General features: G+C 44.9%; 27 protein-coding genes, 3 tRNA genes, 1 other RNA gene, 1 pseudogene and 1 riboswitch. Of the genes and pseudogenes, 23 read left to right on the top strand and 9 right to left on the bottom strand.

Features of this window, described 5'->3' with window-relative positions; genetic code table 11:
* Positions 1–27 precede the first annotated feature (27 nt).
* On the top strand, positions 28–621 hold the full coding sequence (locus B3157_RS10460) for a GNAT family N-acetyltransferase (protein WP_292590376.1): 594 nt from the start codon (positions 28–30) through the stop codon (positions 619–621).
* A gap of 39 nt (positions 622–660) precedes the next feature.
* Here B3157_RS10460 and B3157_RS10455 read toward each other — a convergent pair whose 3' ends face one another.
* The 4 genes from B3157_RS10455 to B3157_RS10440 all read right to left on the bottom strand — a co-directional run bounded on the left by B3157_RS10455 (position 661) and on the right by B3157_RS10440 (position 4310).
* On the bottom strand, positions 661–1455 hold the full coding sequence (locus B3157_RS10455) for a M55 family metallopeptidase (protein WP_292590375.1): 795 nt from the start codon (positions 1453–1455) through the stop codon (positions 661–663).
* 346 nt (positions 1456–1801) lie between these two features.
* Complete coding sequence (locus B3157_RS10450) at positions 1802–2488, bottom strand: RNase H family protein (RefSeq protein ID WP_292590374.1); 687 nt, start codon at positions 2486–2488, stop codon at positions 1802–1804.
* The gene (locus B3157_RS10445; RefSeq protein WP_292590373.1) at positions 2485–3255 is read right to left on the bottom strand and encodes a prepilin peptidase; all 771 of its coding nucleotides are present in this window, start codon (positions 3253–3255) and stop codon (positions 2485–2487) included. Before B3157_RS10445 ends, B3157_RS10450 begins: the two co-directional genes overlap by 4 nt.
* On the bottom strand, positions 3240–4310 hold the full coding sequence (locus B3157_RS10440) for a tetratricopeptide repeat protein (protein WP_292590372.1): 1071 nt from the start codon (positions 4308–4310) through the stop codon (positions 3240–3242). The genes B3157_RS10445 and B3157_RS10440 overlap by 16 nt, the downstream gene beginning before the upstream one ends.
* Before the next feature lie 151 nt (positions 4311–4461).
* Between B3157_RS10440 and B3157_RS10435 the strand changes: the two genes are divergently transcribed.
* Positions 4462–4959 (top strand): ferritin-like domain-containing protein, encoded by a 498-nt coding sequence (locus B3157_RS10435; protein ID WP_099828814.1) that lies wholly within the window; start codon positions 4462–4464, stop codon positions 4957–4959.
* On the opposite strand, the gene rnr is transcribed toward B3157_RS10435, so the two are convergent.
* The gene (gene rnr / locus B3157_RS10430) at positions 4956–7169 is read right to left on the bottom strand and encodes a ribonuclease R (protein WP_292590371.1); all 2214 of its coding nucleotides are present in this window, start codon (positions 7167–7169) and stop codon (positions 4956–4958) included. The genes B3157_RS10435 and rnr overlap by 4 nt on opposite strands.
* 100 nt (positions 7170–7269) lie before the next feature.
* Here rnr and B3157_RS10425 point away from each other — a divergent pair, with 100 nt between their 5' ends.
* The 14 genes and pseudogenes from B3157_RS10425 (at position 7270) to guaA (ending at position 18645) form a co-directional block, all read left to right on the top strand.
* Positions 7270–8292 (top strand): 6-phosphofructokinase, encoded by a 1023-nt coding sequence (locus B3157_RS10425; protein WP_214061105.1) that lies wholly within the window; start codon positions 7270–7272, stop codon positions 8290–8292.
* A 9-nt stretch (positions 8293–8301) separates the two neighbouring features.
* Positions 8302–8817, top strand: a complete 516-nt coding sequence (gene amrA / locus B3157_RS10420; protein WP_292590369.1) for an AmmeMemoRadiSam system protein A — start codon at positions 8302–8304, stop codon at positions 8815–8817.
* A 21-nt stretch (positions 8818–8838) separates the two neighbouring features.
* Positions 8839–9834, top strand: coding sequence for an AmmeMemoRadiSam system radical SAM enzyme (gene amrS, locus B3157_RS10415; RefSeq protein WP_214061103.1), 996 nt, complete (start codon positions 8839–8841; stop codon positions 9832–9834).
* Complete coding sequence (locus B3157_RS10410) at positions 9804–10844, top strand: FAD:protein FMN transferase (protein WP_214061102.1); 1041 nt, start codon at positions 9804–9806, stop codon at positions 10842–10844. The genes amrS and B3157_RS10410 overlap by 31 nt, the downstream gene beginning before the upstream one ends.
* Entirely contained in the window at positions 10841–11191 is a 351-nt protein-coding gene (locus B3157_RS10405) for a NusG domain II-containing protein (RefSeq protein ID WP_214061101.1), read from the top strand. Before B3157_RS10410 ends, B3157_RS10405 begins: the two co-directional genes overlap by 4 nt.
* 106 nt (positions 11192–11297) lie before the next feature.
* Positions 11298–11807 carry a Gx transporter family protein gene (locus B3157_RS10400; RefSeq protein ID WP_214061100.1) on the top strand — a complete coding sequence of 170 codons (510 nt, stop codon included), beginning with the start codon at positions 11298–11300 and terminating at the stop codon, positions 11805–11807.
* Complete coding sequence (locus tag B3157_RS10395; protein ID WP_292590367.1) at positions 11795–12358, top strand: Maf family protein; 564 nt, start codon at positions 11795–11797, stop codon at positions 12356–12358. The genes B3157_RS10400 and B3157_RS10395 overlap by 13 nt, the downstream gene beginning before the upstream one ends.
* 1 nt (position 12359) lies before the next feature.
* A pseudogene (gene radC / locus B3157_RS10390) lies at positions 12360–12995 on the top strand (RadC family protein); the annotation flags it as partial.
* A gap of 40 nt (positions 12996–13035) precedes the next feature.
* Positions 13036–13584: an HDIG domain-containing metalloprotein gene (locus B3157_RS10385; RefSeq protein ID WP_214079223.1), complete on the top strand. Its 549-nt coding sequence runs from the start codon at positions 13036–13038 to the stop codon at positions 13582–13584.
* Between the two features lie 36 nt (positions 13585–13620).
* Positions 13621–14370: a deoxyribose-phosphate aldolase gene (gene deoC, locus B3157_RS10380; protein WP_214061096.1), complete on the top strand. Its 750-nt coding sequence runs from the start codon at positions 13621–13623 to the stop codon at positions 14368–14370.
* Between the two features lies 1 nt (position 14371).
* Positions 14372–15001, top strand: coding sequence for a cyclodeaminase/cyclohydrolase family protein (locus B3157_RS10375; protein WP_214061095.1), 630 nt, complete (start codon positions 14372–14374; stop codon positions 14999–15001).
* A complete protein-coding gene (tgt, locus tag B3157_RS10370) occupies positions 14994–16139 on the top strand; it encodes a tRNA guanosine(34) transglycosylase Tgt (RefSeq protein ID WP_214079222.1) in 1146 nt (381 codons plus the stop codon). Before B3157_RS10375 ends, tgt begins: the two co-directional genes overlap by 8 nt.
* A 4-nt stretch (positions 16140–16143) precedes the next feature.
* Positions 16144–16971 (top strand): hypothetical protein, encoded by an 828-nt coding sequence (locus tag B3157_RS10365; protein ID WP_292590364.1) that lies wholly within the window; start codon positions 16144–16146, stop codon positions 16969–16971.
* A gap of 38 nt (positions 16972–17009) precedes the next feature.
* Positions 17010–17108: riboswitch (purine riboswitch) on the top strand.
* A 31-nt stretch (positions 17109–17139) separates the two neighbouring features.
* Positions 17140–18645 (top strand): glutamine-hydrolyzing GMP synthase, encoded by a 1506-nt coding sequence (gene guaA, locus B3157_RS10360; RefSeq protein WP_292590363.1) that lies wholly within the window; start codon positions 17140–17142, stop codon positions 18643–18645.
* A gap of 193 nt (positions 18646–18838) precedes the next feature.
* Here guaA and B3157_RS10355 read toward each other — a convergent pair.
* The 3 genes from B3157_RS10355 to B3157_RS10345 form a co-directional block, all read right to left on the bottom strand.
* A tRNA-Gly gene (locus B3157_RS10355) sits at positions 18839–18913 on the bottom strand.
* Between the two features lie 18 nt (positions 18914–18931).
* A tRNA-Leu gene (locus B3157_RS10350) sits at positions 18932–19016 on the bottom strand.
* Positions 19017–19092: transfer RNA gene (locus tag B3157_RS10345), tRNA-Lys, on the bottom strand.
* 172 nt (positions 19093–19264) lie between these two features.
* Here B3157_RS10345 and B3157_RS10340 point away from each other — a divergent pair.
* The 7 genes from B3157_RS10340 to B3157_RS10310 all read left to right on the top strand — a co-directional run bounded on the left by B3157_RS10340 (position 19265) and on the right by B3157_RS10310 (position 25391).
* Positions 19265–20062 (top strand): type III pantothenate kinase, encoded by a 798-nt coding sequence (locus tag B3157_RS10340; RefSeq protein ID WP_214060532.1) that lies wholly within the window; start codon positions 19265–19267, stop codon positions 20060–20062.
* Positions 20028–21374 (top strand): B12-binding domain-containing radical SAM protein, encoded by a 1347-nt coding sequence (locus B3157_RS10335; protein ID WP_292590362.1) that lies wholly within the window; start codon positions 20028–20030, stop codon positions 21372–21374. The genes B3157_RS10340 and B3157_RS10335 overlap by 35 nt, the downstream gene beginning before the upstream one ends.
* On the top strand, positions 21364–21894 hold the full coding sequence (gene folK, locus B3157_RS10330) for a 2-amino-4-hydroxy-6-hydroxymethyldihydropteridine diphosphokinase (protein WP_214060403.1): 531 nt from the start codon (positions 21364–21366) through the stop codon (positions 21892–21894). The genes B3157_RS10335 and folK overlap by 11 nt, the downstream gene beginning before the upstream one ends.
* The gene (locus B3157_RS10325; protein ID WP_292590361.1) at positions 21891–22400 is read left to right on the top strand and encodes a hypothetical protein; all 510 of its coding nucleotides are present in this window, start codon (positions 21891–21893) and stop codon (positions 22398–22400) included. Before folK ends, B3157_RS10325 begins: the two co-directional genes overlap by 4 nt.
* Positions 22390–23295, top strand: coding sequence for a TIGR01212 family radical SAM protein (locus B3157_RS10320; RefSeq protein ID WP_292590360.1), 906 nt, complete (start codon positions 22390–22392; stop codon positions 23293–23295). Before B3157_RS10325 ends, B3157_RS10320 begins: the two co-directional genes overlap by 11 nt.
* A gap of 4 nt (positions 23296–23299) precedes the next feature.
* Positions 23300–23628, top strand: an RNA gene (rnpB, locus tag B3157_RS10315) — RNase P RNA component class A.
* 20 nt (positions 23629–23648) lie between these two features.
* On the top strand, positions 23649–25391 hold the full coding sequence (locus B3157_RS10310) for a YgiQ family radical SAM protein (protein ID WP_214060400.1): 1743 nt from the start codon (positions 23649–23651) through the stop codon (positions 25389–25391).
* Here B3157_RS10310 and B3157_RS10305 read toward each other — a convergent pair.
* Positions 25323–26597 carry an SLC13 family permease gene (locus B3157_RS10305; RefSeq protein ID WP_214060399.1) on the bottom strand — a complete coding sequence of 425 codons (1275 nt, stop codon included), beginning with the start codon at positions 26595–26597 and terminating at the stop codon, positions 25323–25325. The genes B3157_RS10310 and B3157_RS10305 overlap by 69 nt on opposite strands.
* Positions 26598–26623: the final 26 nt, after the last annotated feature.

Below are 26623 nucleotides of genomic sequence, written 5' to 3'. Positions count from 1 at the left end.
CTTCTTTTAGAAGTATAGAATTCACTTATGAAGACGATGATGCATTTCAGATTGGGTGAACTGAGCGATGCGGATTTCATTGCTCCGCTCATTTACGACACAGATCCCTCTCACTTCGAAAAGGCTTTTGGGAAAAGAGCTATAGATGGGATTGTGTGTCTTGCTTCAATGAATAGCCCGATAAACCACAGCCACATAACACTTTGTGCAATTAATGAGGAACCAGTTGCAATATTTGCTCTTTACTCTCCAGAAACAATGAATGAATTGGTTTCTGAAAAACCTGAGCTTAGGAATTTTCCTTTTGGTCCTTTCGGATTAAGACTATTCAAAGAGTATCGAGTCTTACAGAAAGCTATGAGCATGAGCATTCGTGCTTGTCAGAAATATCTGGGTATGATCTCCGTCAAAAGAGAATTCCGAAGTATGGGTTATGGGCGTGTGATTCTTGATTCTCTTGACAAAACAGGGTTTGAGGTTGTCCTTGATGTGTCTCGAAGAAACAGAAAGGCATTGTCTATATACGCTAAATGTGGTTTCAGGCCGGAAACCGAATTGCCTCCTGATTATCCACTAGAGAACAGTGTTCGGCTTAAAAGACCTAGTCTATCGATTCGCTAATCTAGCGCGTCATAACCTGTGTAGTACTAGAGAGAACACTTACAGTAAAAACAGCAACTTTCTAAGCACCTCATAATAGTTCTTTTCTTCGAAGGCTAGAGTTCTGTCATCTCTTTTGCTGACCCCAGGGAAGAAAGAGAGTTTGTGAGCCACTCTATGGTCAATATAAGCTATCTCCACGTTAAATTCTGCCGGCAATTCCAGAGGAACGGCTTCTTGTTTCCTAACTGCATTGTATACACCTTCCTCAATCAGCTTTAGTGCCTTTTCTGGATGAATGGAGTCGACCGAAGAACCGCTTCCTCTGTTTGTCGGGACCGTAATTATACCCTTCACTGATTCTTCAGCAATCTTTGAGACTCCTTCGTCGCCACTTACGAAGACTACAGGTACTTCATAGTAGGAAGCCGACATTGCGTTAATCAAGAATTCACTCATCAACTCACCGTTGATCTTCAGATAGTATATTTCTCCAGACATGGTATGAGAAAGAGGGTTCATACCCCTCCCGGAAGGCGAATGATATCCAGTAAACACAGCAGCTCCAAAACCCTCGTTTATGCCCTGCATCATCATCAAAGGATCTCTCGCCCATCCTCTAATAATCCGAACCTCTGAAGGCAGAGCAGAAGGATCGATGTTTCTCGCACTTCCGTGGGCATCTCTCACAACAATTTCCGAAGCTCCTGCCTTCAACGCCCCTTGTACCGCCGCCCTCACTTCAGCAGTCATCTGCTTGCTGAAGTATTCGTAGTCTTTGTGACCCTTTTTTGCTTCATCCCAGTCAACAATTCCAGCTGTTCCTTCAATATCGGCACTTATGTACACTTTCACAGTCGTTCCTCCTCGATTGACTTGTATAATATTCTCTTCAGTTGACCTTCAATGTTATCAAAAGCGCTCTTCATAACGCAGACCTCTCATAGTTTCTTTGCTCTTCCATATAGAAACAAAAGTAAGAGTCTGCATTTGCCTCAACGGGTTGAGAGGAGACTTAAAGCAACAAAAATATGAATAACCGAGCCCGATTCGCAGTCATCGGTATCAGCGCAAGTGAAAAAACGCTCACCTAATCATCGCATTCCTAGAGAGGTCATACAAGTCTTCAAGGTCTACTCGTATTAGCAGATCGAAAAAACCTTCTCTGGAACGAAGTTTTCAATAGCTTTGCAGATGCCACTCACTTCCTTCGAGTGAGATGATCATATTCACACTCATCAACTGCTTCCTTGGCAAGCTTATCCGCAATCTCGTTGAATGTGTTTCCGGTATGCGCCTTTACCTTCTCCCATTCGATTAGTATTCTATTCGACATATCGCGGGCAAGTTCTGAATACCTTCTCGTAAGATCGTTTTTCGCTTCCCATTCTCCTGTTAGCCAGCTTCTCAATCCTTCATAATCGTAATGAATAGTCGCCTTCTTGTAGCTCCTTTTCAGGCAGTAGGACAATCCTTCTATTACTGCTTCGATCTCTCCCACTACATTCCTCATTTCCGGGTTCTTCTTGGCACACCCCTTCATCTTCTTTTCAATTCGACCTTCAGTAACTACTACCACTCCGTATCCCGCAATGTTATCCTTGAAGCTCCCGTCAACAAAGACATGAGTTCCTTCATAGACTCTGCCATTGTATTCTTCCCAAAGAAACAGCAGTCGCTCCGCTAGTTCTTCCGGAAAACTTGAGGGCATAATCAGACGGATGTTACCTGACCGGTTAGTGTAAAGCTTGAAACCCTTGCCATTCTTCAATTCCACAAAGTACTCTCCAAGAGTACCCGTGGAATAGTTCAGTCCCTCATTCTTCAGAAACTCTGCAAATCCAGAAGCAGCAACTTTCAAATTGGCAGTCCACTTCCCAATTCTCATACTCTGTACAGCGCCTCGATAAAATCCAGAAAGAGTAGCGTAGAGTAGCCTCCGATTGCAATAAATGGGCCAAACGGAAGTTGAGCCTTTCTATCAAAGCGCCTTCCTTTTGCTGCAGCTGTAACTGCATAGACTATGAGAGCAGAGAAAGAAGCTATCATAATCGTGTAGAGAGATCCAATTATACCCGTTCCCAACGAAAGTGCAGCAAGTAACTCAACATCTCCGAAGCCAAAACTGTCCTTCCTGACGTGATTTGCAATAAGAAAGAATGCAACCATTGCACCTGTGACAAGAAGAGCGTGCAATATGTTCTCAGGGAACCTTCCTTCTATTGTTGACCAAGCGAAGGCACCGATTCCTACCATGATTACTCCCAAATCAGGAATCATATAATGATCTAGATCAATGAAAGAAGAGACAATCAGCCCCGTGGTCAAAACAGACAAGGCCGTTGCCATCGTAAGAGAGAAAACCAAAGCATTTATCGCATAGAGGGATGCTGTAAGAAGCTCAACAATGGGGTATCTTATAGAAATAGGTTTACCGCAGTACCTACATCTTCCCCCCAATAGAATATAGCTGATCAAAGGAATATTGTCTTTCCATGAGAGCTCATGTTTGCAGCCAGGGCAGATACTTCTTCTTGGTCTTACTATAGAGTATTCTTTGGAAGGAATCCTGAATATCAGAGCATTGGAGAAGCTCCCAAATATGAGCCCAAACACGAAAAATGCAGGAACTCTCAGAACTAGATTATTCCACACCGTCTTCTCTCTTCCTCAGTAAGATATTCGTCAAAAAGCTCCTTCTTTCCGTAGTAATACCATACCTGTTCACTTTCAAAGCCCTCAAGAAGGCGCTTTGCTTCAGAACACTTCCCTTTCTTCATGAAAGTAACCACAAGAAGCATCTTAAGTTCCGGCCTGTCGGGGTCATCATTCAGAAACTTCTTCGCAGATTCTTCGACTATGTCGAAATTCGAGTGTTTGAACTGTACCTTTGCCCAAGGCTCCATATCATTTATGTAGACTGGTCTTGCGCTAAGTACTTCTTCTTCCATCTTCTTCCTCATTTCGCTATTGCCCATTTTACCGTAAAGCTCTGCCATTTCTACTTTTGTAAGAATGCTGTCAGGATCTCTTTCAGAAAGGCTCTTGAGAACGTTCAAGGCTTCCTCCATGCGACCCGCATTTATGTAAGCATCGGTGAGCATGAAATATGTGACGAGGTGATCTGGCGACGAAGCGATTTCCTTCTCCCAGTACGCCGCAGCCTCATTGAACTCCCCTCTGTTATAAAAGGTTTGACCTAGAAAAGAGTACGCTGTAACTAATGAGGGGTCAATCTTCAAGGCTCGCTGCAGCCAGTTGATGCCTTCATCTTCGTTTCCAGATTCAAGAAAGATCGTTCCTTTGAGCTCGCAAACGGTTGCTTTGTCCACACTTGCTTCCAAAAGCATATCTAGAAACTGCTGAGCGCTTTCGTAATCGCCTCTATCTGCAATTGCTAGCACCTTGTCCTGAAAACCAGAGAATGTACCCCTGGGAAATGATTTTATTGTCAGGTCGGTCTCCCTGAGGTATTCCTTGAACTCCTCAAACTCGATTGGCGCGTAATTCTCAGGTGCGATTATATCATCGAACAAGTTGGCTAGATTCTTTATGCAAATGAGATCTCCTTCTATCTTGCTACCCTTCAAATCATCAATTGCAAGATAAATGTCTCCGTCGTATATTTGATCAAGAATAGCAATTGAAAACGGCAATGTCTCGGTTATTGCAAAAGTATTTTCCCCATACTTGAGGCGAATAATCTCCATGTGGCACCTCTTCTCTGAGTCTTTTGTAGAAAATATACCACGTTTGATCACTATAAGAGTGACTTTCTGAACATCAAGCATCTCTTGGTTGAAGTGAAAAGTAATGAGATAATACTTGTGAATGTCTTAATAGAACTTAAGGAGGCGCAATATGGGAAATGAAGAGTTGGCTATTTTGAAGTATGCTTTGGCCCGAGAGAGAGAGGGTGCAAAGTTCTATAGAGAAAGAGCCAGGGAAATTCACGTTCCGGAAGTTAGGGAATTGTTCGCTGAACTGGCGGAAATGGAAATGGATCACGTATCTTTCATCGCCGCAATGTTCGAAGGAGTCTCTAGAGGAGATGAAATCTCTTTCACAGAAATCGAAGATAGGGACACATTCTCTTCGAGGGAGGCTCTTGAGCTGAAAGGCATTTCTGTTGACTCCCTAGCTGGAGACTTATCCGCGCTTAGAATAGCTTATCTTATAGAGAAAGACTTCGAAGACTTCTATAATCAAAAATCAGAGGAATCTTCGAAAGCCGAAATCAAGAGATTATTCAGTACGCTCTCAAAATGGGAACAAAATCACAAGCAGGCTCTTCTCAGTCTCTATGAGTCTCTTATGAAGGAATACTGGAACACCCAAGGATTTGAGCCTCTGTACTAGTTTTTTCTCTTCTTCCCGTTGTGTTCCTTCGTTCTGGACTTGTTTGATGATGCGGTTTTCTTTTTGTTGTTTCTTGATTCCTTCTCTCTTGCTATGCTGAAATCTATCTCCATTGTAGTCTTGTCTGCCCTTATAACTTGAACTCTCAACTGATCACCGATTCTGAAAATCCTCTTACTCTTCCTTCCAACTAGAATGTTCTGGTTTTCTATGAAATCGTAATAATCATCTAGAGTCGAAATATGGATTAGACCTGATATCATCTTCTCCGTAAGCTCTACGAAAATCCCAAACTTCGTGACACCTGTTATAACGCCGTCAAAGGTGTCACCGATTCTGTTAGCGATATACTCGACCTTTTTCATGTCTAGCAAATCCCATTCAGCTTCATTCGCAACTCTCTCTCTCTTAGAAGCCCAAGAAGCAATTTTGGGAAGAACTTCTTCAAGATCCTTTGATTCCTCAATGAGGTCTGTCCCGGAGTTATTCACCAGTTTCTTCAGGAGCCTGTGCACAATTAAATCTGGATATCTTCTTATAGGCGAAGTGAAGTGAGTGTATGCTTCTGAGGCCAGCCCAAAATGCCCGATATTCCTACTGGAATATACCGCTCGCTTCATACCTCTTACAAGAACTCTCTCTATCGAAGTGTGGAGAGGATGATCCTTTGTCTTCTCAAGTATCTGTTGAAGAGCTTTAGGATGAACATTTCTGGGGATTTTTACCTTCATGCCAAGAGCTTCGAGATAGTTCTTCAATTGCATCATCGACTCAGGATCAGGCTCTTCATGAATCCTGTAAACAAATGGTAATCCTCTACTGTTGAAAATCTCGGCCACTGTCTCATTGGCCAGTATCATAAACTCTTCAATAATCCACTCAGAAATCCCGCGGGTTTGAGGCAGGATATCTGCTACTCTGCCTTCTTCATCAAAAATGATCTTGACTTCTCTCGAAGAAATGTCCATGACCGAGCCCCGTTTCTTTCTGAGATCTCTGATTTTCTGAGCCAACTCATGTGATAATCTCAAAGACTCGGCAACAGGCCTAAGCTTTTCCATCGTTTCGGCAGAGGCTTCTCCATTAAGAAATCCATTTACCTCCGAGTAAGTAAGTCTTCTCCTTGAATTGATCACGGAATTCCTAATCTCGGAGGCAACCACCCGTCCTCTCTGATCTACTTCAATCAAAAGAGAAAGAGTCAACCTGTCTTCTTCTGGTCTCAGCGAACAAATATCGTTTGACAACTCAAATGGGAGCATCGGAATAACCGTATCAAGCAAATACACAGACGTTCCTCTTGAATAGGCTTCGGAATCGATCTGCGTCCCTTCGCGAACATAGTATGAGACATCGGCTATGTGAATTCCCAACATATAATTCCCTTCGGAATTCCTTTTGAGAGAAATCGCATCGTCGAAGTCCATCGCATCATCGCCATCGATTGTGAATACCAGTTCACTCCGGAGATCCTCTCTTTCTTTTATCTCTCTCGAGCTAATCTTCCTTGACATCTTAGCGGCCTGAGTCTTAACTTCTTCGGGAAAATATCCGGGCTCCGGCAGACCCTGCTTGTATATGACCGTCAAGAGGTCTACCTCTGGACTTAGCGCATCTCCGAGAACTCGCTCTACTACTCCTTCTGGATTTCTCCCCGGTGACGGATATTTGGTAATTCTCACAAGAACTTTGTCGTCTGGTTTTGCTCCGTTGAATCCTTCTGGTGGAATGTAGAAGTCGCTCTTTATTCGGATGTCATCAGGTACTACGAAGGCCATCATTCCCCTTGTCTTGAAGGTACCTACTACCTTTTCCTTATTCCGTTTTATGACTTTGACTATCTTTCCTTTTCTTATCTCTCTGAATCTGCCGGTTATCTCTACGAAGACAGTGTCTCCATGAATTGAGAAGCCGGTATCCTCCGACGGTATGAAGATATCTTCTCCGTCTTCAATAGTTATAAAGGCTCCCATGTTCCTTCTAGCAAACTCTACTGTCCCTACTACCGTTTTCTCACCAGGAGAGATGTATCTTCCCTTGGAATCCTTAACGATTACCGATGAATCAACCAATTGCTGAAGATATTTCTTGAGCAATGCCCTGCTTTCATTATCGCTTAGCTCTAGCTTGGCAGCAAGACCTCTCAACGTAGTTGGTGAGTATTCCGGAGATGTCACATGTTCTCTCAATGTTTTCAAACTTAGCTTCATAAGCCTCTTCCCTCTCTGTCGTCAGACAAGATTGCGTCACTTCATGTTATAATTATACAGTCTATGCGTCAGCATTATTAGAACTTACAGGAGGTTAGTAATGCGAATTGGGATACTGACTGGCGGCGGGGACTGCCCAGGGTTGAATGCTGTTATTAGAGGAATTGTCAAATCTGCTCCAGAAAGCGTGGAAATAATCGGCTTGATGCACGGTTGGAAAGGGCTGGTCATCGGAGAAAGCATGAAGCTTACCGATAACGATGTTGAAGGAATTCACATCCTCGGCGGTACTATTCTCGGAACATCCAGGACAAACCCCTTTAAGTCGGAAGATATGAGAACCAAGATGGAGGAAAACATTAAGAAGTTGGGACTGGACGCAATTATCGGCATCGGTGGAGACGATACGTTAAGTGTCGCCGCAAAGCTTTCCTCTATGGGATACAAAACGATTGGGGTTCCAAAGACAATTGACAACGACGTTGCAAATACAGATTATACTTTCGGGTATCAGACGGCTGTTAATGTTGGAGCAGATGCTATTGACAGGCTGCATTCAACCGCGAAGTCTCACGGAAGGATAATCATCGTGGAGCTAATGGGGCGCGAAGCAGGATGGGTTACTCTAGAAGCAGGGATGGCTGCCGGGGCTCATCTTATACTTATTCCCGAATACCCGATGACAATAGATGAAATCCTTGACTATGTGAAGAACAGGATGGATCGCTATGGTTATATGATTGTTGCTGTTGCCGAAGGGTTCAAACCAACAGAACTTGAGAACGTTGTGGGCGATGAAAGTAAGATCGATGCTTTCGGGCATATCAAACTGGGAGGAATCGCCCATTATATGGCAAACATCATTTCTGAGAGGACCGGTTACGACACAAGATCAGTAGTTCTTGGACATCTTCTGAGAGGAGGTACTCCAACTGCTTTCGACCGAATTCTCGGAACTAGATATGGAGTTCATGCAATGGAGCTTGTTATGAAAGGTGATTTTGGAAGAATGGTTGCACTTAGGGGCAATGACATTATCTCTATACCTCTTGAGTATGGAATAGCCACGAAGAAGCTTGTGCCTTTTGAATACTACAAGTTGTCTCAGATCTTCTTCGACTGAGGGACAGAGTTGCCAAATTCCGAGCCTGTAAGAGTTGCAAAATATGCGCTGGAGGAATATTTGCAGCAGCGTTCGGTAATTCCTGTGCCCGAATGGGTTTCTGAGGAATTGACTGCCAGAAGGGCCGGATGTTTCGTATCAATCCATACTCGTGACGGCTCGCTTAGAGGGTGCATAGGAACGATATATCCCACCGAAGAAAACGTAGCTCTTGAGATAATAAACAATGCGATTTCAGCATCGACTAGAGATCCTCGGTTCTCACCAATTAGCGTGGGCGAATTGCCATGTCTGGATATATCGGTGGACATTCTGGGACTACCTGAGGAGACAACTGTTGCAGAACTAAATCCAAAGAAGTTTGGGGTTATTGTCACCCTCGGAAACAGAAAGGGTGTCCTTCTACCCGATCTGGAAGGCGTCGAAACTGTTCAGCAGCAGTTGAGAATAGCATTACGTAAAGCAGGTATCAGGGAATCCGAGGACTACAGGATATTCAGGTTCGCGGTTGAAAGGTATTACTGACAACGATAAGAGGTGGTTGTTTTGAAATCGGCCGTGTATTTTGACGAATATGGTGAAGAAGACGCTCTTCAGTGTCTCCTCTGTCCTATGCGTTGTGTAATTAAGCCAAATCAGGTTGGCTTCTGTGGTGTAAGGAAGAACGTTGACGGAATGCTGTATTCGCTGAATTACGGTCAGCTTACTTCGATAGCAATAGATCCAATCGAGAAGAAACCTCTGTACCATTTCTATCCGGGAGAGACAATACTGTCGGTAGGTTCGTGGGGGTGCAATCTTAAGTGCAATTTCTGTCAGAACTGGGAAATCTCCAAAGAGAGACCGAAAACAGTGAAGCGTGTGATGCCTCAGCAGCTGATTCAGATAGCCCTGGAAAGGGAGTCTAGGGGCATCGCATTCACGTATAATGAACCAATAGTCTCTTTCGAGTTCATTCTTGACACCTCGAGAGCGGCGGCAAAGGAAGGAATTTACAGTGTACTTGTTACAAACGGTGTGATTGAAGAGGAGCCAATGGATCTCCTTTCACAGTCGGTTAGAGCAATGAATATCGATTTAAAGGGTTGGAACGATGACTTCTACATTAATGAAATTGGCACAGAGAAGAGAAATGTTCTAAGATCAATAGAGACGGCAAAAAAGGTAGGAACGCATTTGGAATTGACAACATTAATAATTCCTGGTAAGAATGATTCCACTGAAGAAATGAGAGAAGAGGCAAAATGGATTTCAGAGCTTTCGAAAGACATTCCCCTCCATATAAACAGATATCATCCTAGCTACAAAAGTGAAATACCTCCTACTCCGCTTGAATCCTTGACAGTACTTGCAGAAGTAGCGAAGGAATATTTGAGATACGTGTACGTTGGAAATGTGAACCTTCCCGGTCTCTCCGATACTATTTGTCCTCGCTGCGGGAACCTGCTAATCGAGAGAAAAGGTATGCGGAGCTCAGTGGTTGGGATAGATGAAAAAGGAAGGTGCAACAAGTGCCAGGAAGAGATTCCTGTAGTCTCCTGAGAAGCCGAACTGTAGCCTATGCGTTGCTTTTTATCTCTGCGATGGTTCTGCTGATTTTCGTTTTCTTTCGACAGAAACCTGTTGAGTACTACGACAGAACCGAATACCTTCTTGGGACTTATGTTACCATTAGAGTTTCATCCTCGAAAATGTCTCCTGTTGCTCTGGCAGAAGCCGCCTTAAGCGAGATCAAGCGAATTGACGAGAAATTCGGTAGCCGAACCAACGGCATAATTGCCGAGCTAAACAGAAGTGGAGAGCTTCATGACATCGACAAAGAAACAAGTTTCCTTATTAAGTCCGCTCTTGAGATCTCGAGAAACACATCCGGTGCATTCGATCCTACACTTTATTCGCTAACCAGACTGTGGGGTTTTGACGATGAGTCTTCGTTGAGAAGAATTCCTTCAGAAGATGAAATCGAAGCCGCTCTACGTTCCACCGGATTCTCCAGGATCACGTTCGATGAGAAGACAGGATATGTCTCGCTGTCGGACGGTGCAATGATGGATCTTGGAGCGATTGCAAAGGGATACGCAGTAGATATGGCTATTGCGAAGATCAAAGCGCTCGACGAGGGAGCGACTGGCTTCATTGATGCTGGCGGAGATATTGGGGTAATTGGTCCGAAGTACGGAAGCAGGCCGTGGATAATCGGTGTGAGAGATCCGAGAGGGGAGAGTGTCCAAGACGTAATCGAGTATATCTATCTATATGATGGTGCAGTTGCTACTTCTGGGGACTATGAAAGGTTTTTTATGGAAGACAACGTACGTTACCACCACATTCTCGATCCAGAGACTGGATACCCATCCCGCAACGGAGTTATTAGCGCAACCGTTATTGGCAGAAGTGCCATGCTTGCAGATGCATATGCAACTGCCGCCTTTGTGATTGGGATGGAGCCGGGAGTAACATTCTTGCCGAGATTTGGAGCACTCGTTCTTCTCGTAATGGAAGATATGAGTACTTTTAAGTCGCCGGGTTTTGAAGTATATCAGGAGCGATGAAGTTATTCACAAAATACGACTTCGCGCTTGTTGTGTCACTGTTAGCAGTGATTGTGATTCTTTTGTTCCCAAGGGGAACCTCCGCTCATGTAGCTGAGATCTATTTTGAAGGGAATCTGATAAGAACGGTGAACCTTAAGGAAGACCAACGAGTTTATCTTGATGTTGGAATGCTAGTCAAAGTGGAAGGCGGAAGGATCTCAGTTGTGGATTCCGATTGCCCAGAAAAACTATGTGTTTCACAAGGCGCGATAGACAAGCCGAATATACCGATTGTATGCGTTCCAAACAAGATAATCATAAGAATTCCTTCAGGCATAAGCGACATCGATGTGATAACGCAGTGAGGCTTTTTTTCAAAGTGTCTAGGTGAAATCCCTTGTGCAACCGGCAAATTTGTCCGCAGAAAAATTTTGGCGCGGGCTTGTAACCTGGCGCGAAGATGGAGTAGTAATGGAGGCAAGAAGAGTAACCACACTATCGATGTTAATAGCGATAGGTTCTGTACTTTATCTTCTAGAAAGCCTCATACCTTTTCCTTTGCCAGTTCCAGGCGGAAGATGGGGCTTCTCAAATCTTGTCTTGATATTAGCTCTTTCAGGAATGCCATTCAAAGACGTTCTCGCCATTTCTATTGGGAAAACCTTCATAGGCAGCCTCTTAACAGGAAGACTTGCAACACCTGGATTCTTGATGGGGATTTCGGGAGCTTCTACATCGGCCTCAGTTATGTGGCTACTTAGCAGAACAGAGAAATTCGGCTTGATAGGAATCAGCCTTGTCGGTGCTTCTGTCAACAATTTCACTCAATTGCTGGTTGCTTCAACGTTAGTTGTGAAAAGCTTTGAGATCGTTTTTCTTTACCCTTATATGTTACTTCTTGGATCGATATCGGCAGTAATCAATGCTTATATTGCATTTGAAGTCATTCGAAGGATTGGTGATACTCTTTGGCAAGACTGATATTAGGTTCATCTTCTCCCAGAAGAAAGGAGCTCTTTCGGCTACTAAGAATCCCCTTTGAGATCGTCCCTCCCGAAGGAGTTGAAGAGAATCTCTCTGAGAGATACTCCGAAGCTGAGCTTTCGGAGCTATCTCACAGAAAGGCCCAAAACGTCTATCTCAGACGTCCCAATTCAATAGTTGTGGGAGCAGATACAGTAGTTGTGTTAGATGGATTTGTACTTGGAAAACCAAGTTCTGTTGATGAGGCATTCAGGATGCTTTCGTCCCTTACAGGAAAAACTCACTCAGTATACACATCACTGTCAGTAGTTTCCGAGAAAATCGCCTTCGAGTTTATTGAAGAGACCGAAGTCACTTTCAGAGAAGTACCTGAGAGAGTTTTGCGAGAGTATGCGGAAAGCGGCATCGCTCTGGACAAAGCCGGCGCATACGGAATACAGGATTACGGAGCACTCTTCGTAAAATGCATTACAGGAGACTTTTACAATGTGATGGGATTACCAGTTGGAAGGCTATGGCAGGAGCTTCATTCGCGGGGGGTAGAATAAAATGGACACCCAACTGATGCCAAGGGAGAAACTGATAGAATACGGTGCCGGCTCTCTCACCAATAGTGAGCTAATAGCAATTCTGCTGAGAACAGGGAGCAAAGGCAAAGGTGTACTTGAGATGAGTGAAGAGCTTCTCAACTACTATGGTTCGTTGACTGCGCTTCTTTCTGCTGAGGTATCTGAACTCATGAATATCAAAGGGCTCGGCACAGCAAAAGCCGTGTGTCTGAAAGCCTCTCTTGAACTAGGGCAGAGAATCTTCAGAGAAATGTCAGAAAATACAAGGGTACGTCTTGACGAACCGGAGGGTGTCTACTGTCTTTGCCATGATATGGCCTTCATGGATAGGGAGACAGTAAGAGTGATTTCTTTAGATACCAAACTGAACTACAGAGGTCTCAACACTGTGAGCATAGGAATTCTGGATTCTTCCCTTCTTCATCCCAGAGAGGTCTACAAACCCGCCATCAGCAGAACTGCCGCAGCAATAATCCTCGTCCATAATCACCCCTCCGGTGATCCATCTCCCAGCAAAGAGGACGAAGGCATTACCTCTAGGATTAGAAACGCTGGAGAAACTCTCGGAATTAAGATGCTGGATCACGTTATAATAGGAAGCGGCAGATACTATAGTTTTGCAGCAGGAAAGGTCTTCACAGCGGAGGTGGCGCATAATGATTTCGAGAGAAGAGGCAATGCTTCTTATAAGAGACAACATACATTCAAAGAATCTAATTAAGCACGTACTTGCTACTGAGGCGGTAATGAAAGCTCTGGCTGAAAAGCTGGAACAGGACAGAGATGTTTGGGCCATGGCAGGGCTTCTCCATGATCTTGACTACGAATTCACAAAGGATAATTTCAATGAACACGGTAACAAGACCGTGCAGATGCTTGAAGGAAAGGATCTTCCCAACGAAGTGAAAGATGCTATTCTAGCGCACTGTGATAAGAAGGAGAGGGAGTCACTTATTGAGAGAGCCATTTATGCAGCCGACCCTGTGACAGGGTTCATAGTAGCTGCCGTCCTTATCAGAAAAGGAACCCAACTTGTCGATATTGATGTCGAATTCCTCTTGAACAGATTCAAGGAGAAGTCGTTTGCTAAGGGCGCAAGCAGGGAGCAAATGGCAAGTTGTTCAGAATTTGGAATTTCTCTTTCGGAGTTTCTCTCTCTTTCCTTAAGAGCTATGCAGGGAATTTCAAATGATTTGGAGCTTTGAGATTTCAAAAAGAGTGAGAGAAGGAAAGGTGATGCGATGATTGAAGAATCAGTTAGGAACGAAATAAGGAGATACAAGGAAGAATACTCTCCTGTTGTTAGAGAACTGCCCGATAAACTAAATGTCTCGAGATTCATCGACCATACTCTTCTGAAGGCCGACGCAACACCAGAAATGGTAAAAAAGCTTTGTGAAGAAGCTATGCGTTATGAGTTCTGGAGTGTCTGTGTGAATAGCGGATACATTCCTTTGGCAAGTAAGTTGCTCGCAGAAAGTGATGTAAAAAAGACGGTTGTTGTGGGATTTCCTTTGGGACAGATGTCAAGTGAAGCAAAAGTTTTCGAAGCTTCATGGGCCTCTGACAATGGGGCAGACGAGTTTGACATGGTGATCAACGTGGGCCTTCTAAAGGCTGGAGAGTACGAAACCGTTTTTGATGACATAGTTAAAGTGGTAGAATCGGCTCATGGAAAACCTGTTAAGGTGATTTTGGAAACTTGTTTGTTGACCGTAGAAGAGAAGATCGCTGGCTGCGTTATTTCGAGAGAGGCAGGTTCCGCTTTCGTGAAGACTTCTACCGGTTTTTCCTCAGGTGGAGCAACCATAGAAGATGTTTCGCTTATGAAATTTGTGGTCGGTGACAAATGCAGAGTAAAGGCCTCCGGAGGTGTCAAGTCAAGAGAAGATGCTCTCAAAATGATAGTCGCCGGCGCAAACAGGATAGGTACAAGTTCTGGTATAAAGATAGTGACTGGAGAATCAAATGATAATCGGGGGGGTTATTAAAATGGATTTCTGCACACTACCAGTTAAAGACTTCTTGAAGAAAGTTGCTGAGAAATCTGCAACTCCAGGAGGCGGAGCAGTAGGTGCGGTCGTAGCTGCTCTCGCAGCGTCATTAGGGTCTATGGTTGCGAACTTGACTATTGGCAAGAAGGGATACGAAGATGTCGAAGGTCATATGGAGTCCGCTTTAGAAGTCTTTGAGTCAGAAAGCAACTACCTATGTGATCTGATGAACCGCGATATCCAGGCGTTCGACCAGGTGATGTCAGCCTATAAGATGTCAAAGGCCACAGATGATGAAAAGAATAGCAGGGAAATGAAGGTTCAGCAGGCTTTGAAAACAGCAATAGAAGTGCCTTTTGATCTCGCCAGACGCTGCAAGAATATCATTTTCAACGTCGAACGACTTGCCAAGTGGGGGAACTCAAATGTGCTTTCGGACGCAGAGAGTGCCGCTCACCTTCTTCATGCGGTTTACAAAATAGCTAAAGCCAACGTAATGATAAACATGAAATCTCTTAAAGACCCTGATTATGGCTCGTGGATAAATGAAGAAATGAAGCAGTTGGAAAAACAGATAAACGCTTCCTACGAGAAAATCATCGAGATAATCGGGAAGCGAAATGGTTGAGCTGAGCATCAGAGCATCTAGCACCGAATCAAAGGCAAGAACCGGCATTATTAGTACTCCTCACGGAGAGTTTGATACGCCAGTGTTTATGCCGGTTGGGACCAATGGAACAGTTAAGGGAATATGGCAAGACCAGCTCCAAGAACTCGAAGCAAGAATAATACTTGGCAACGCTTTTCATTTGTTCTTGCGCCCGGGGCTCGATATTCTACGAGATTTCGGTGGACTTCACAAGTTCATGTCTTGGGGTCATTCAATCCTAACGGATAGCGGGGGGTTCCAGGTTTTCTCGCTAAAAGACAAAATGGTGAGCGATGAAGGAGTTAAGTTTCGTTCACCACTTGATGGGAGGAGTCTTTTCGTTACTCCAGAGCTTTCGATGGAGATACAAGAAGCTGTTGGATCGGACATTGCAATGGCCTTTGATGAGTGTACTGAACCAAGTGCAACAAAGGAATACATAAGGAATTCCGTGAATAGAACAACGGCTTGGGCAAAGAGGTTTTTGATCGCACATAGAAGGAACAGTAAGCAGTCCTTTTTCGGTGTGGTTCAGGGAGGGTTCTTCAACGACTTAAGAGAAGAAAGCGCTTCTCAAATAACCGCCATGGATTTTGACGGGTTTGCACTAGGCGGGTTGAGCGTCGGAGAGGATTTTGAGACTACCGAGAGGGTGCTTTCAAGCTCTGTCGAGTTACTACCGGAGGATCGGCCTAGATATCTAATGGGAGTCGGGACACCCGAACTGATAATGGTTGCTGTCGAAAACGGCGTTGACATGTTCGACAGTGTTCTCCCCACAAGGCTAGGAAGGCACGGGGCAGCTCTCACATCTCGGGGAAGAGTTAACCTGAAATCGGCGAGAAACAAGTTGGACAGATCTCCTGTTGATCCATTTTGTCAATGCAAAGTCTGTTCAACATACAGTAAGGCGTACATTCATCACCTTTTTACGAGGGATGAGATACTTGGAAAGACTCTGTTGAGTTACCATAACATCAGCTTTCTTATGCAGTTCGTGAAGAAGATCCGAGAGGCTATACTTGAAGATAGACTGGCTGAATTCAAAAACTACTGCCTAGAAACCGGCCTTATTCAAGCAGTTAATCCAAAGACTTCTGAAGAACGTATGGGGTGATAAGATGAAGAAGCTCTTGATTTTAGTGGTCGTATCTCTTGGTGTGGTTACTGCGGCATTGAATCCATTCTCGCTTCAAACAGGAGGAAATGGCATACTGGCAAAAGGGTATAGTTCGGGATTTGGAAGTCCATCAGATCTCTATGGAGTACTCAATTCAGCATTTTCATCGAGCTTTGTTGAACTCACCACAACCGCTTCCCCTTCATCGAATGAGCGTGGGCTATATGTTCAGTTATTTGAGGACTCCGATGACGGAATGGCTGGAATGCTTCAGTACTATATGGATATTGGCAAAACGTCAAGTATTAGGTCGCTCAGCTACATGATATCTGGCGAACTTGGGCCCCTAACTGCCTATGGCGTAGATCTACAAATAAACATGTCCACCGCAACAACAACAAACTACGGTGTCGCAATCAAGGGTGGTATTACTGGAAAGGCTTACGAGATCCTGGACTACGTAGTAGCCTTCAGTAGTTCTATTTGGAATAGCGGTTCATCCGCAAATTCGATCGATCTTCTGGCAGGAATACGATTTGTTCCTGACCCTTTCATGATAGGACTTGAATTGGGAACAAGAGAGGGATTGGAAATCAAGTATTTGGGCCTTTCGACACAGTACACATACAACAGTCTTTTTTCGGCTCGAGCAGGAGTCTCAATGAACGCGGATCTTCTCGGAAACATGGATTTTCTTGTCGGAGGAGGAATCGAGGTTAGGGTTGGAGACATGCTTATTACATCCGGAATTGGTACTAACCTCACTAATAAGATCGAATCTATTAGTTTCGAGAGAACCTGGAGTGTGGGGCTTCTTGGCCGGTGGTGATTCTTTATTTACTAATCCTTAGTACCTAGCGTTTTCCGAGGTGATAGAATCCATTTACCCGTATAATCCCGCGAATCGGCGCGGGAGTTTCTACAGAAGGCCATAACCTTCTTTCTACGGCGTGCATTAATACTACCCCGCCTGGGGGTTTTTTCTTTCGGAGGCAAAATGGACAGGATTATTGTTCTAGACTACGGATCTCAATACACGCTCCTTCTCGCTCGACGAATACGAGAAATCGGTGTTCTTTGCACCGTAACAACTCCGGACTGCTTCACATTCGACAACAGCATAAGAGGCGTTGTTCTTTCTGGCGGCCCGCAAAGCGTCTATGAAGAAGGCTCTGCTGATTTCCCTGAACAACTACATGAACTCTCCGTGCCTATCCTCGGAATATGCTACGGAATGCACCTGCTGGCAAAACGAATGGGAGGGTTTGTCTCACGCGGAATTCGTGGCGAGTACGGCCTCACTGCGATATCTGTCGACACTAATCATCTTCGTGGAATCCCTAGTGAGATAGAAGTTTGGATGAGTCATGGAGACGAAGTAACAAGTCTACCTGAGAGTTGTTCAGTCATTGCCCGAAGCAGAAATGGAACGATTGCCGGATTCACGAACGGTAGAGACTTGGCCTTTCAATTTCATCCAGAGGTTCATCAAACTCAATATGGAAAGGAGTTGATAGAAAGGTTTGTACTTGGCATATGCGGAGCTTCTCGGGACTGGAAGATCTCTGATTTCGCGAATGAGAAGATTGCAGAGATCCGAAGAACCGTTGAAGGGAAAAAGGTTGTTGGCGGGCTTTCTGGAGGGGTTGATTCGACTGTAGCTGCAGCATTGACAACCAGAGCAATAGGCGACGACTTCATCGGAATCTTCGTAAATCATGGCTTGATGAGAAAGAACGAGGAACTTGAAGTCCCAGGAACTCTGAAGAGTCTCGGTATGAACGTTATAACTGTTGATGCGTCCCAAGAGTTTTTCTTTGCACTAAAAGGGATTGTTGATCCCGAGGACAAGAGAAGAGCGATAGGAGAGACATTCGTCAAGGTCTTCGAAAGAGAAGCAAATAAACTGAGGGCAGACTTTCTTCTGCAGGGAACGATCTACTCGGATGTCATTGAATCCGGCGCATCCTCCAGAAGTGCGGAGAAAATCAAGAGTCACCACAATGTTGGTGGTCTGCCTGAGAATATGAAACTGACGCTCCTCGAGCCAATAAGAGAACTCTTCAAAGATGAAGTAAGGAATCTTGGTAGATCTCTCGGCATAGATGAAACCCTGATTAACAGACAACCCTTTCCTGGACCCGGCCTAGGGGTGAGGATAATCGGCGAAGTAACAGCCGAAAGGGCAAGAATACTAAAGGAAGTTGACTCTATCTTTCTCGAAGTGCTTACGGAATCGGGCGAAATAGAAAGGATCTGGCAGTCCTTTGCGGTGCTGCTCTCAATTTCAAGCGTCGGGGTTAAAGGTGACAAGAGATCATATGGTTTCGTAGTTGCACTTAGAGCCGTAGATAGCCATGAAGGCATGACTGCTTCCTGGCATGCGCTTCCTCATAACCTTCTTAGAGAAGTCTCTTCAAGGATTACGTCTCGGGTGAAGGAAGTCGGAAGGGTCGTTTTCGACATAACTGACAAACCTCCTGCAACCATCGAATGGGAGTGAGAAGAAGACGGTAACCCAGCCGGATAGCTATTCAGAAAACCAGAGGTGCTCAAAGGACCCTCATTGAGGCAGGTTTGCTTTCCAGTTTTTCTTACGAGAAAGCGCTTTCTGCTCTTTCAATGACCGAATAGATATCCGGGAACAGAAAGATAAGATCGTAAAAAAAAAAAGAAGACGCCTTCAGGCGTCTTCCTGGAGCGGAAGACGGGGTTCGAACCCGCGACCCCCTGCTTGGCAAGCAGGTGCTCTACCACTGAGCTACATCCGCATGAAGAAAATCATTCTCTGGTGCGAGAGGAGGGACTTGAACCCTCACAGGTCTCCCCACTGGATCCTAAGTCCAGCGCGTCTGCCAATTTCGCCACTCTCGCTGGTGACTCGCGCGGGATTCGAACCCGCGACCCCCTGATTAAAAGTCAGGTGCTCTACCTGCTGAGCTAGCGAGTCGCTCCCACTTTCAGTCTCCAGCCTGCGCTGGCAGAAAGATTATATCATCACATCATCTGCCTATCAAGTGGAGAGAATTATTAAGATAATGTGAAACAGCAAGGATTAGCCAGAACCAATGCTAGTACAAAGAGTCCAAATGAGATGTTACTATCTAGCTAGGAGGTATAGAATGCTGTTACTTGCTGACGTGGGAAACACGACGACCGTTTTTGGTCTCGACAGTGGGAGCAAAATAGAGGCTGTATGGAGGCTTCCTTCTTTGAGGCTCGAGACGGAAGATGAACTATTCGTCATTCTTGAAGGACTCTTGAGGTACGAACAAGCTTCACTTTCGAGTATAAAAGGGCTTTGTGTGGCAAGCGTTGTTCCAAGACTAAACTCAACAATTGATTACTTCGCTAGAAAATACCTGTTGGAACCGGCCATGTTTGTCAAGGCCGATAGGTTTGTTTCTGTCGATCTGGAAACAGACAACCCTTCGGAAATTGGTGCCGATAGACTGGCAAACGTAATGGGCGCGAAGGAATGTTACGGAGCCAACGTAATCGTTGTCGATGTCGGGACTGCAATTACCATAGATATTGTTATGGATGGCGCATTTGCAGGTGGCGCAATTCTTCCTGGACCTGAAACGGCGATGTCTGCTCTCTTCTCCAGGACTGCAAAGCTGCCGGAAGTCGAGCTCTTCTTTGAAGACCACTACTTCGGAACGAATACTGAGGACAACCTTAGAATCGGTATAGTAAACGGAACGTATTTCGCTCTGCAGGGGATTATTAGCGAAATCGAGAAGCAGTTTGATGTCAAGCCGAAAATCGTTGGAACGGGTGGAAAAGCACGTCTCTTCATTACCGAAGATGGGTTCATAGAAATGGACGACCCTTATCTAACCTTGAAGGGAATAAGATCCTATTACAATCGAGTGAAGTCATTTGAAAAGAATATTACTGATCAATCCTTGGATTGAAGATGTATCGGCCTACGATTACTGGCTAAAGCCTTTGGGGTTATTGTACATATCTTCTGCTCTGAAAACCCTTAGTGTTGAACCAGTCTTAGTTGACTGTCTCGATCGATACGATTCGGACCTTCTCTCATATTCCTCCGGTTCAGGAGAAAAATACTTCGGAACCGGGAAGTTCGTGGAAACCGTTGTTCCAAAACCAGACTGTATAGCTTCCATCCCAAGAAGGTTCAAGAGGTTCGGTTTTCCTGAAGAAGTATTCAGGAGCAAACTGCAACAACTAGACCACGTTGACGGTGTCTTCGTTACTTCTATGATGACGTACTGGCATTATGGAGTGAGCGACACAATAAGGGTTGTTCGCCAAGAGTTGCCGTCAATACCTATTGTGCTTGGCGGGGTCTACGCAACGCTGCTTCCGGAACACGCAAAAAGGAATGCCGGAGCAGATTTGGTCTGTCCCGGAACGGGAATGAAGCCTATAGAGAAGGCTCTGCAATTCCTCGGAATAAACAAATCTGTTCAGTCTGATTGGTTTGATGAGCTTAGTCCCGATTACTCGGCCTACGAATCTCCGCATTATGCTGTTGTAATAACCAGTCTAGGGTGCCCTTTCAGATGCGTTTACTGCGCAAGTAGTTATCTATGGCGCCATTTCTTAAGAAGAGATCCGACAAAGACTGCAGAGCATATCGAGTACCTGGTTAAATCATCGAATCTCTCAGACATTGTCTTTTTTGATGACGCGATTCTTGTTGGTGGCGGTTTCAAGACACTTATGAAAGAAATCGAACATCGTAGCATAAGAACAAGGTTTCACCTGCCTAATGGAGTGCACGCGCGATTTGTAGACAGGGAAACCGCAGATTTGATGTACGCTAATAACTTCAAGACAATTAAAATCGGACTGGAGACTTCAGATCGAGCCTTGCAAACTTCCACAGGGGGGAAAGTTTTTCTTAACGATATCTACAGAGCCGTCGATAACCTCTCAAAGGCCGGATTCGCCTACAAGGAGATTAGCGCCTACATCATGCTGAATCTACCTGGACAGAGCGAAGAAGATGTACTGGACTCACTGAGAATCTGTGAAGAGTTAGGCCTGTCCCCAAGTCTTAACGAATTCACGCCTATACCAGGAACTCTGCAATGGAAAGAACTAATTGAAAGAGGTTCATTTGCTGAAGATATTGACCCACTACTTCTTGACAACTCGATCATTCCGCACTGGTGGAAGCAGGGATTCTCGTTGGACACTGTGCAGCGACTAAAAGAAGCGGCGTGGTCATTACGGAGGAAGTTGAGTGGAGAGTGATCTATTTCTCGCATTTGGTAGCAATATCGACAACAGACTGAATTACATCGCGGAAGCTTTCACAAAGCTCATCGAATTGGGATTGCCTCTTTTAGAGGTCTCGTCAGTATACACTACACAACCGTACGGAAACACAGAGCAGGATGATTTCCTGAACTGTGTCGGCAAGTTCCGTTACTCAGGAGATGTCAGGTTACTCATAAGAGATATTAAGTTCATTGAAAATGCTATTGGCAGAGTTCAAAGATTCAGATGGAGTCCGAGGGAGATTGATATCGATATCTTGCTTCACGGAAAAACGGTTCTCCAGACAGTAGAGCTTACAGTTCCTCATAGCGATATAATTAATAGGAAGTTCGTTCTGGTCCCCTTGCTTGAAATTGATAGGGAGCTTAAGGACCCGAGAGACGGCACTCTCTTTTCGGATCATTTAGAGAGGCTGGGACAGGAGAACTGGCCTAAGCCCTTCTTGAAAGCCAGACGCTTCAGAGAATTAATCGACCGGGAGGTGAAGAAATGAGAGGCAAACAATCCCGTTTCATCGTAGCGCTATTGTTTCTGGTAATTCTGGTTTCTTCCTGTGGAAGCTCCAGAGTTGACCTGGTGCCTGGTAGGTTCGCAGGATTCACTATGAGTGGCTACATGGACATTTCAACGACTACAAGTGTGGGAGGCAGACTATTAGGCTTTACTCTTAATGAAGACTCTCTTCTTCTTCATAAAGAATTCGCAAAAGGAACGAAGGAGCTCAGCATATATATAGTGAAATTCGAGACCGCTTCAGGGACCACGAGTCTCTGGTATTCGCTGATTAGAGAAATTTCAAATGAATTCAGAGCGCTCGTAAGTGCGATACCGTGGATCTATGGAGAATTTTCGGGGAAGATCGATGGAGGATTTGTGAAGACGTGGTTCTCGGGAAAGTGGCTGTATTTGTTCATAGGTAGTTCCAAAGAGGAGGTAAACTCTGCAGTTGATGCCTTCAGAGAGTTCGAAAAGAGTCTGGTGAGATCCGTTGAATCATAAGCCCTACAAAGATCTGAAGACTCACCTGAGGCTTAAGTACGGCGAGTATGTTCATAGAGTCCCACTTGATGCCGGTTTTTCATGTCCTCATAAAGTCAATGGAATTGGAGGCTGCATATACTGCGATCCTTCGGGAAGCGGGTTCTCTGTTGACTCCAGTCTTTCTTTGAGGGAACAGCTCTTTCAAAGAATATCTCTTCTTAGAAAAAAGGGAATTGGAAAGTTCATGGCATACTTTCAGGCCAACTCGAATACGTACGCACCAATTGAAAGACTGAGAACAGTTTACAGAGAGGCTATCATTGAAGATGTAGTAATACTGGACATTTCGACAAGACCGGATCTTGTGTCGGAAGAAGTACTGGATCTTTTGGAGGAGTTCTCCGAAGAAGTTGACGTTATTCTTGAACTCGGCCTTCAGAGCATTAATCCTAACACTCTGAAAGCTATTAATAGAGGACATACGCTTGCACAATTTGTTGATTCTTCATTGAGAGCGAGAAAGAGAGGTATTGAGGTAGTCACTCACGTGATAGCCAATCTGCCTTGGGATACCGAAGAGGATGTCTGCGAAGCGGCAAGGTTGATCTCAGTACTTGGTATCGAAGGAGTTAAAATTCACTCTCTGTACATTGTTGAAGGCACTGAGCTAGCGAGAATGTATAAGAAGGGAAAAGTGGACCTAGGTACTGCAGAGCAATTTGTGGAGAGAGTCATTCTCTTTCTTGAGCATTTGAACGAAAACGTAATAATCCACAGACTCGTCTCCGATCCGCCGATCGAAGGTACTCTCTTCGGTAACTGGGGAATGTCGAAGATCAAGCTCTTGAATATGATCGAGAGAAAGATGATAATTGAAGGTAGATATCAGGGCATTAAGGCCTTGGCAATCTAATCGGGAAGCGAAACGTGTGACCGCGGAAATTCCGAGGAAAGTCCGGACTCCATGGGCAGGGGCGCTGGGTAATACCCAGGGAGAGTGATCTCCGGAAAGGGCCATAGAAAAGAAGACCGCCTTAGGGCAAGGATGGAAAGGTGAAGGTAAGAGCTCACCGGCTGTCGGGCGACCGGCAGGCCTGGTAACCCCCGTCTGGAGCAAGTCCAAGCAGAAAGGGTCTGAGGATGCCCACCAAATCCCTTTCGGGTAGGATGCAAGAGGGCTATGGTAACATGGCTCCCAGATAGATGGTCACAGTAACAGAATCCGGCTTACGGTTTCGCTTCCCGTTTTTCTTTTTGGAGTGCCTTATGAATATACCAATGACGACCGAAGAGATGGTAGAAAGAAACTGGAACGTTCTCGATGTGATCCTTGTAACGGGGGATGCTTTTGTTGATCATCCTTCCTTTGGAACTGCAATGATAGCCAGGGTCCTTGAGTCTGATGGGTGGAGAATTGGTGTTATCTCACAACCCGACTGGAGAACAACCACAGAGATCAGAGCGCTGGGAAGACCAAGACTCTTCTTTGGTGTGACCTCTGGGAATGTCGATTCGATGGTTGCAAACTATACTTCAACCGGGAAGAAGAGAAAGAGCGATGATTACACACCAGGAGGGATCGGGGGAAAGAGACCCGATAGGGCAGTGACGGTCTATGCTAACCTAATTAGGCAGGCATTTAAAGACACAATTGTAGTTATTGGAGGCATAGAAGCTAGTCTGAGAAGATTCTCTCATTTTGATTGGTGGAGCGACAGAATAAAGAAGTCGATTCTCCTTGATTCCAAAGCCGATTTGCTTGTTTATGGAATGGGAGAAAAACCGATTGTAGAAATTGCCAGAGAGATTGCTAATCAGGGAAGAGTGTCTCACAATGTAGAGGGTACAGCTTTCTGGTCAAGCGAAAAACCGGATGGAGTGGAACTCCCATCACATGAGTCTGTAGTCCGCAACAAGAAGGATTACTTCAAGCTCACCAGAATGATCCACGAAGAGACCGATGCCGCAAGAGGGAATCGACTTTACCAGCTCCAGGATAACAGATATGTTGTTCAGAACAAACCGCCAGTTGTTATTCAAGAGGAGCTGGACTCATTTTACTCTCTTCCTTTCACTCGTACCGTGCATCCTGTATCTCTCTCCAAAGGTAGAGTTAAAGCTGTTGATACGGTACGCTATTCAGTGACGAGCCATAGAGGTTGCTATGGTCAGTGCAATTTCTGCGCAATTGCCCTTCATCAGGGTAGAACAGTAGTCTCAAGAAGTGAGACATCTATTCTTGACGAAGTCATTTCTCTCACAAGAGATGGTAATTTCAAAGGAACCGTAACTGACATAGGTGGACCAACAGCGAACATGTACGGCTACGAGTGTTTGGTTAAGCTGAAGGCTGGAGCCTGCCGAACCAAGAGATGCCTCTTCCCGGAAGTGTGCGGCTCTTTGGAACCTGATCATTCAAGATATTTGTCTCTTCTAAAAAGAGCGAGAGAAATTCCAGGAGTAAAACATGTATTCGTCTCCTCGGGCATCAGATATGATCTCATTCTAGGTGATAAAAGATACGGGAAGGAATTTCTGAAGGAACTAATGAAAAACCACGTCTCGGGGCAGCTGAAGATAGCTCCAGAGCACACAGTCGATCATGTCCTTGAACACATGTGCAAACCCTCGAATAAGATGCTGACTAGCTTTCTTGAAGAAGTTGATCGGCTTTCAGACAGAAGAAACTTCGTTGTTGGTTACTTCATCGCGGCCCACCCAGGGTGCACGATTCGGGACATGGAAGAACTAAAGAGATTTATCCGAGAAAAAATGCGCTATAATCCTGAGCAAGTCCAGATTTTCACTCCTTCACCTTCGACACTCTCCACGGCTATGTATTACACTGAGATGACTTCAGAAAATGGCGACTCAATCTTTGTAGAAAAGTCCTCAGGTTCTAGAAAAGCACAAAAAGAGGTTTTAACTGAAAGACGAACCCTAGAAGGAAAACCTCACAAGGATATACGCAGTACCGGCAGCAAGGGTCATGATCGTCAACGGCATTGAAAACTTCAAGAAATCCGAATAACTCAGCTTTTCCCTTGAATGCTTTTCTATCAGTCCGACACCAACCATATTGGCTGCGGCGCCCGCAATTGAGAAACTCCCCCCAAAACACGCTGAGATCGATATCACCCACCAAACATCCATGGGAACTCCGTATTTTGCAGTCATCCCCTCAATAACGGGAATCATAAATGTTACAGCCGGCACCGCACCGATAAAACCGCTCATGAGTGCAGATAACCAGTAAAGTGTTAGAAAGAGAATGATCCTGTTGCCCGAAAGAGAACCAAGTAGATCAGAAATAGATGACGTAATACCTACTTGTTGGAGTGCCGACGCAAGCACAAACAACCCCATGAAGAAAAAGATCGTGTCCCATTCGATATCCTCAGACAGACTGGAAAAACTCTTACCGCTAAGGATCATCGCAGCAGCAGCACCGCCGAGGGCAATCAAAGATGGCTCAACTCCTATCAAGTCGTGCAGAAGGAATCCTGCTATTATTCCAAAAAACACGGTCAGCGATTTGTACAGTGAGGATTTTGAGACTATGGCCTTGTTGGGATCCATACTTGCAAGCCGCTGAAGTCTGTCTCCCATCAATCTATAACTCTTGAAAACCCTTCTGTCAAGAAAGACGACAGTTATTAGCAGTGCGATGAGAGTAATAGGGCCATCTATCCTTATGAAATCCATAAATCCGAATCCACTCGCTGAACCGACAAGGATATTGGGCGGATCTCCAATCAGCGTTGCCGTTCCTCCAACGTTTGCGGCGAGGACACCCGCAAGCAGGAAGTTTCTGGGGGAGACTTCCAGAGAATCCGCAACAAGAAATATTACCGGAGCAAAGAGAAGTATAGTAGTGACGTTGTCTAGAAAGGCAGAGAAAAGCGCAATTGTAACCATAAAGAAGACTAATAATGCTCTAACATTTCCCTTCGAAATCCTCACAACATGAACAGCCACAAACTCGAAGAACCCGGTTGTCCTAAGAGTGCCGACCACTATCATCATTCCGATAAGAATGCCTATCGTATTGAAGTCTACAAGAAAACCAATTTCCTTCATATCGAAGTTAGGTATTACTTTAGAAAGAAGTATGATTATACCTGCTGCAAACGCAACGGTAGATCTATTGAATTTACCAGATATTATGAGAATGTAAGCCAGAACAAAAACAACTAGAACGAACAACCACTGCATTTCAAGTCACCTCTCGAAAATGAACT

The organism is Mesotoga sp. UBA5557 (assembly GCF_002425715.1).
Taxonomy (GTDB): Bacteria; Thermotogota; Thermotogae; order Petrotogales; family Kosmotogaceae; genus Mesotoga.
Note: the sequence above shows the minus strand (reverse complement) of the source record. Positions and strands in the feature narration are given on the sequence as shown.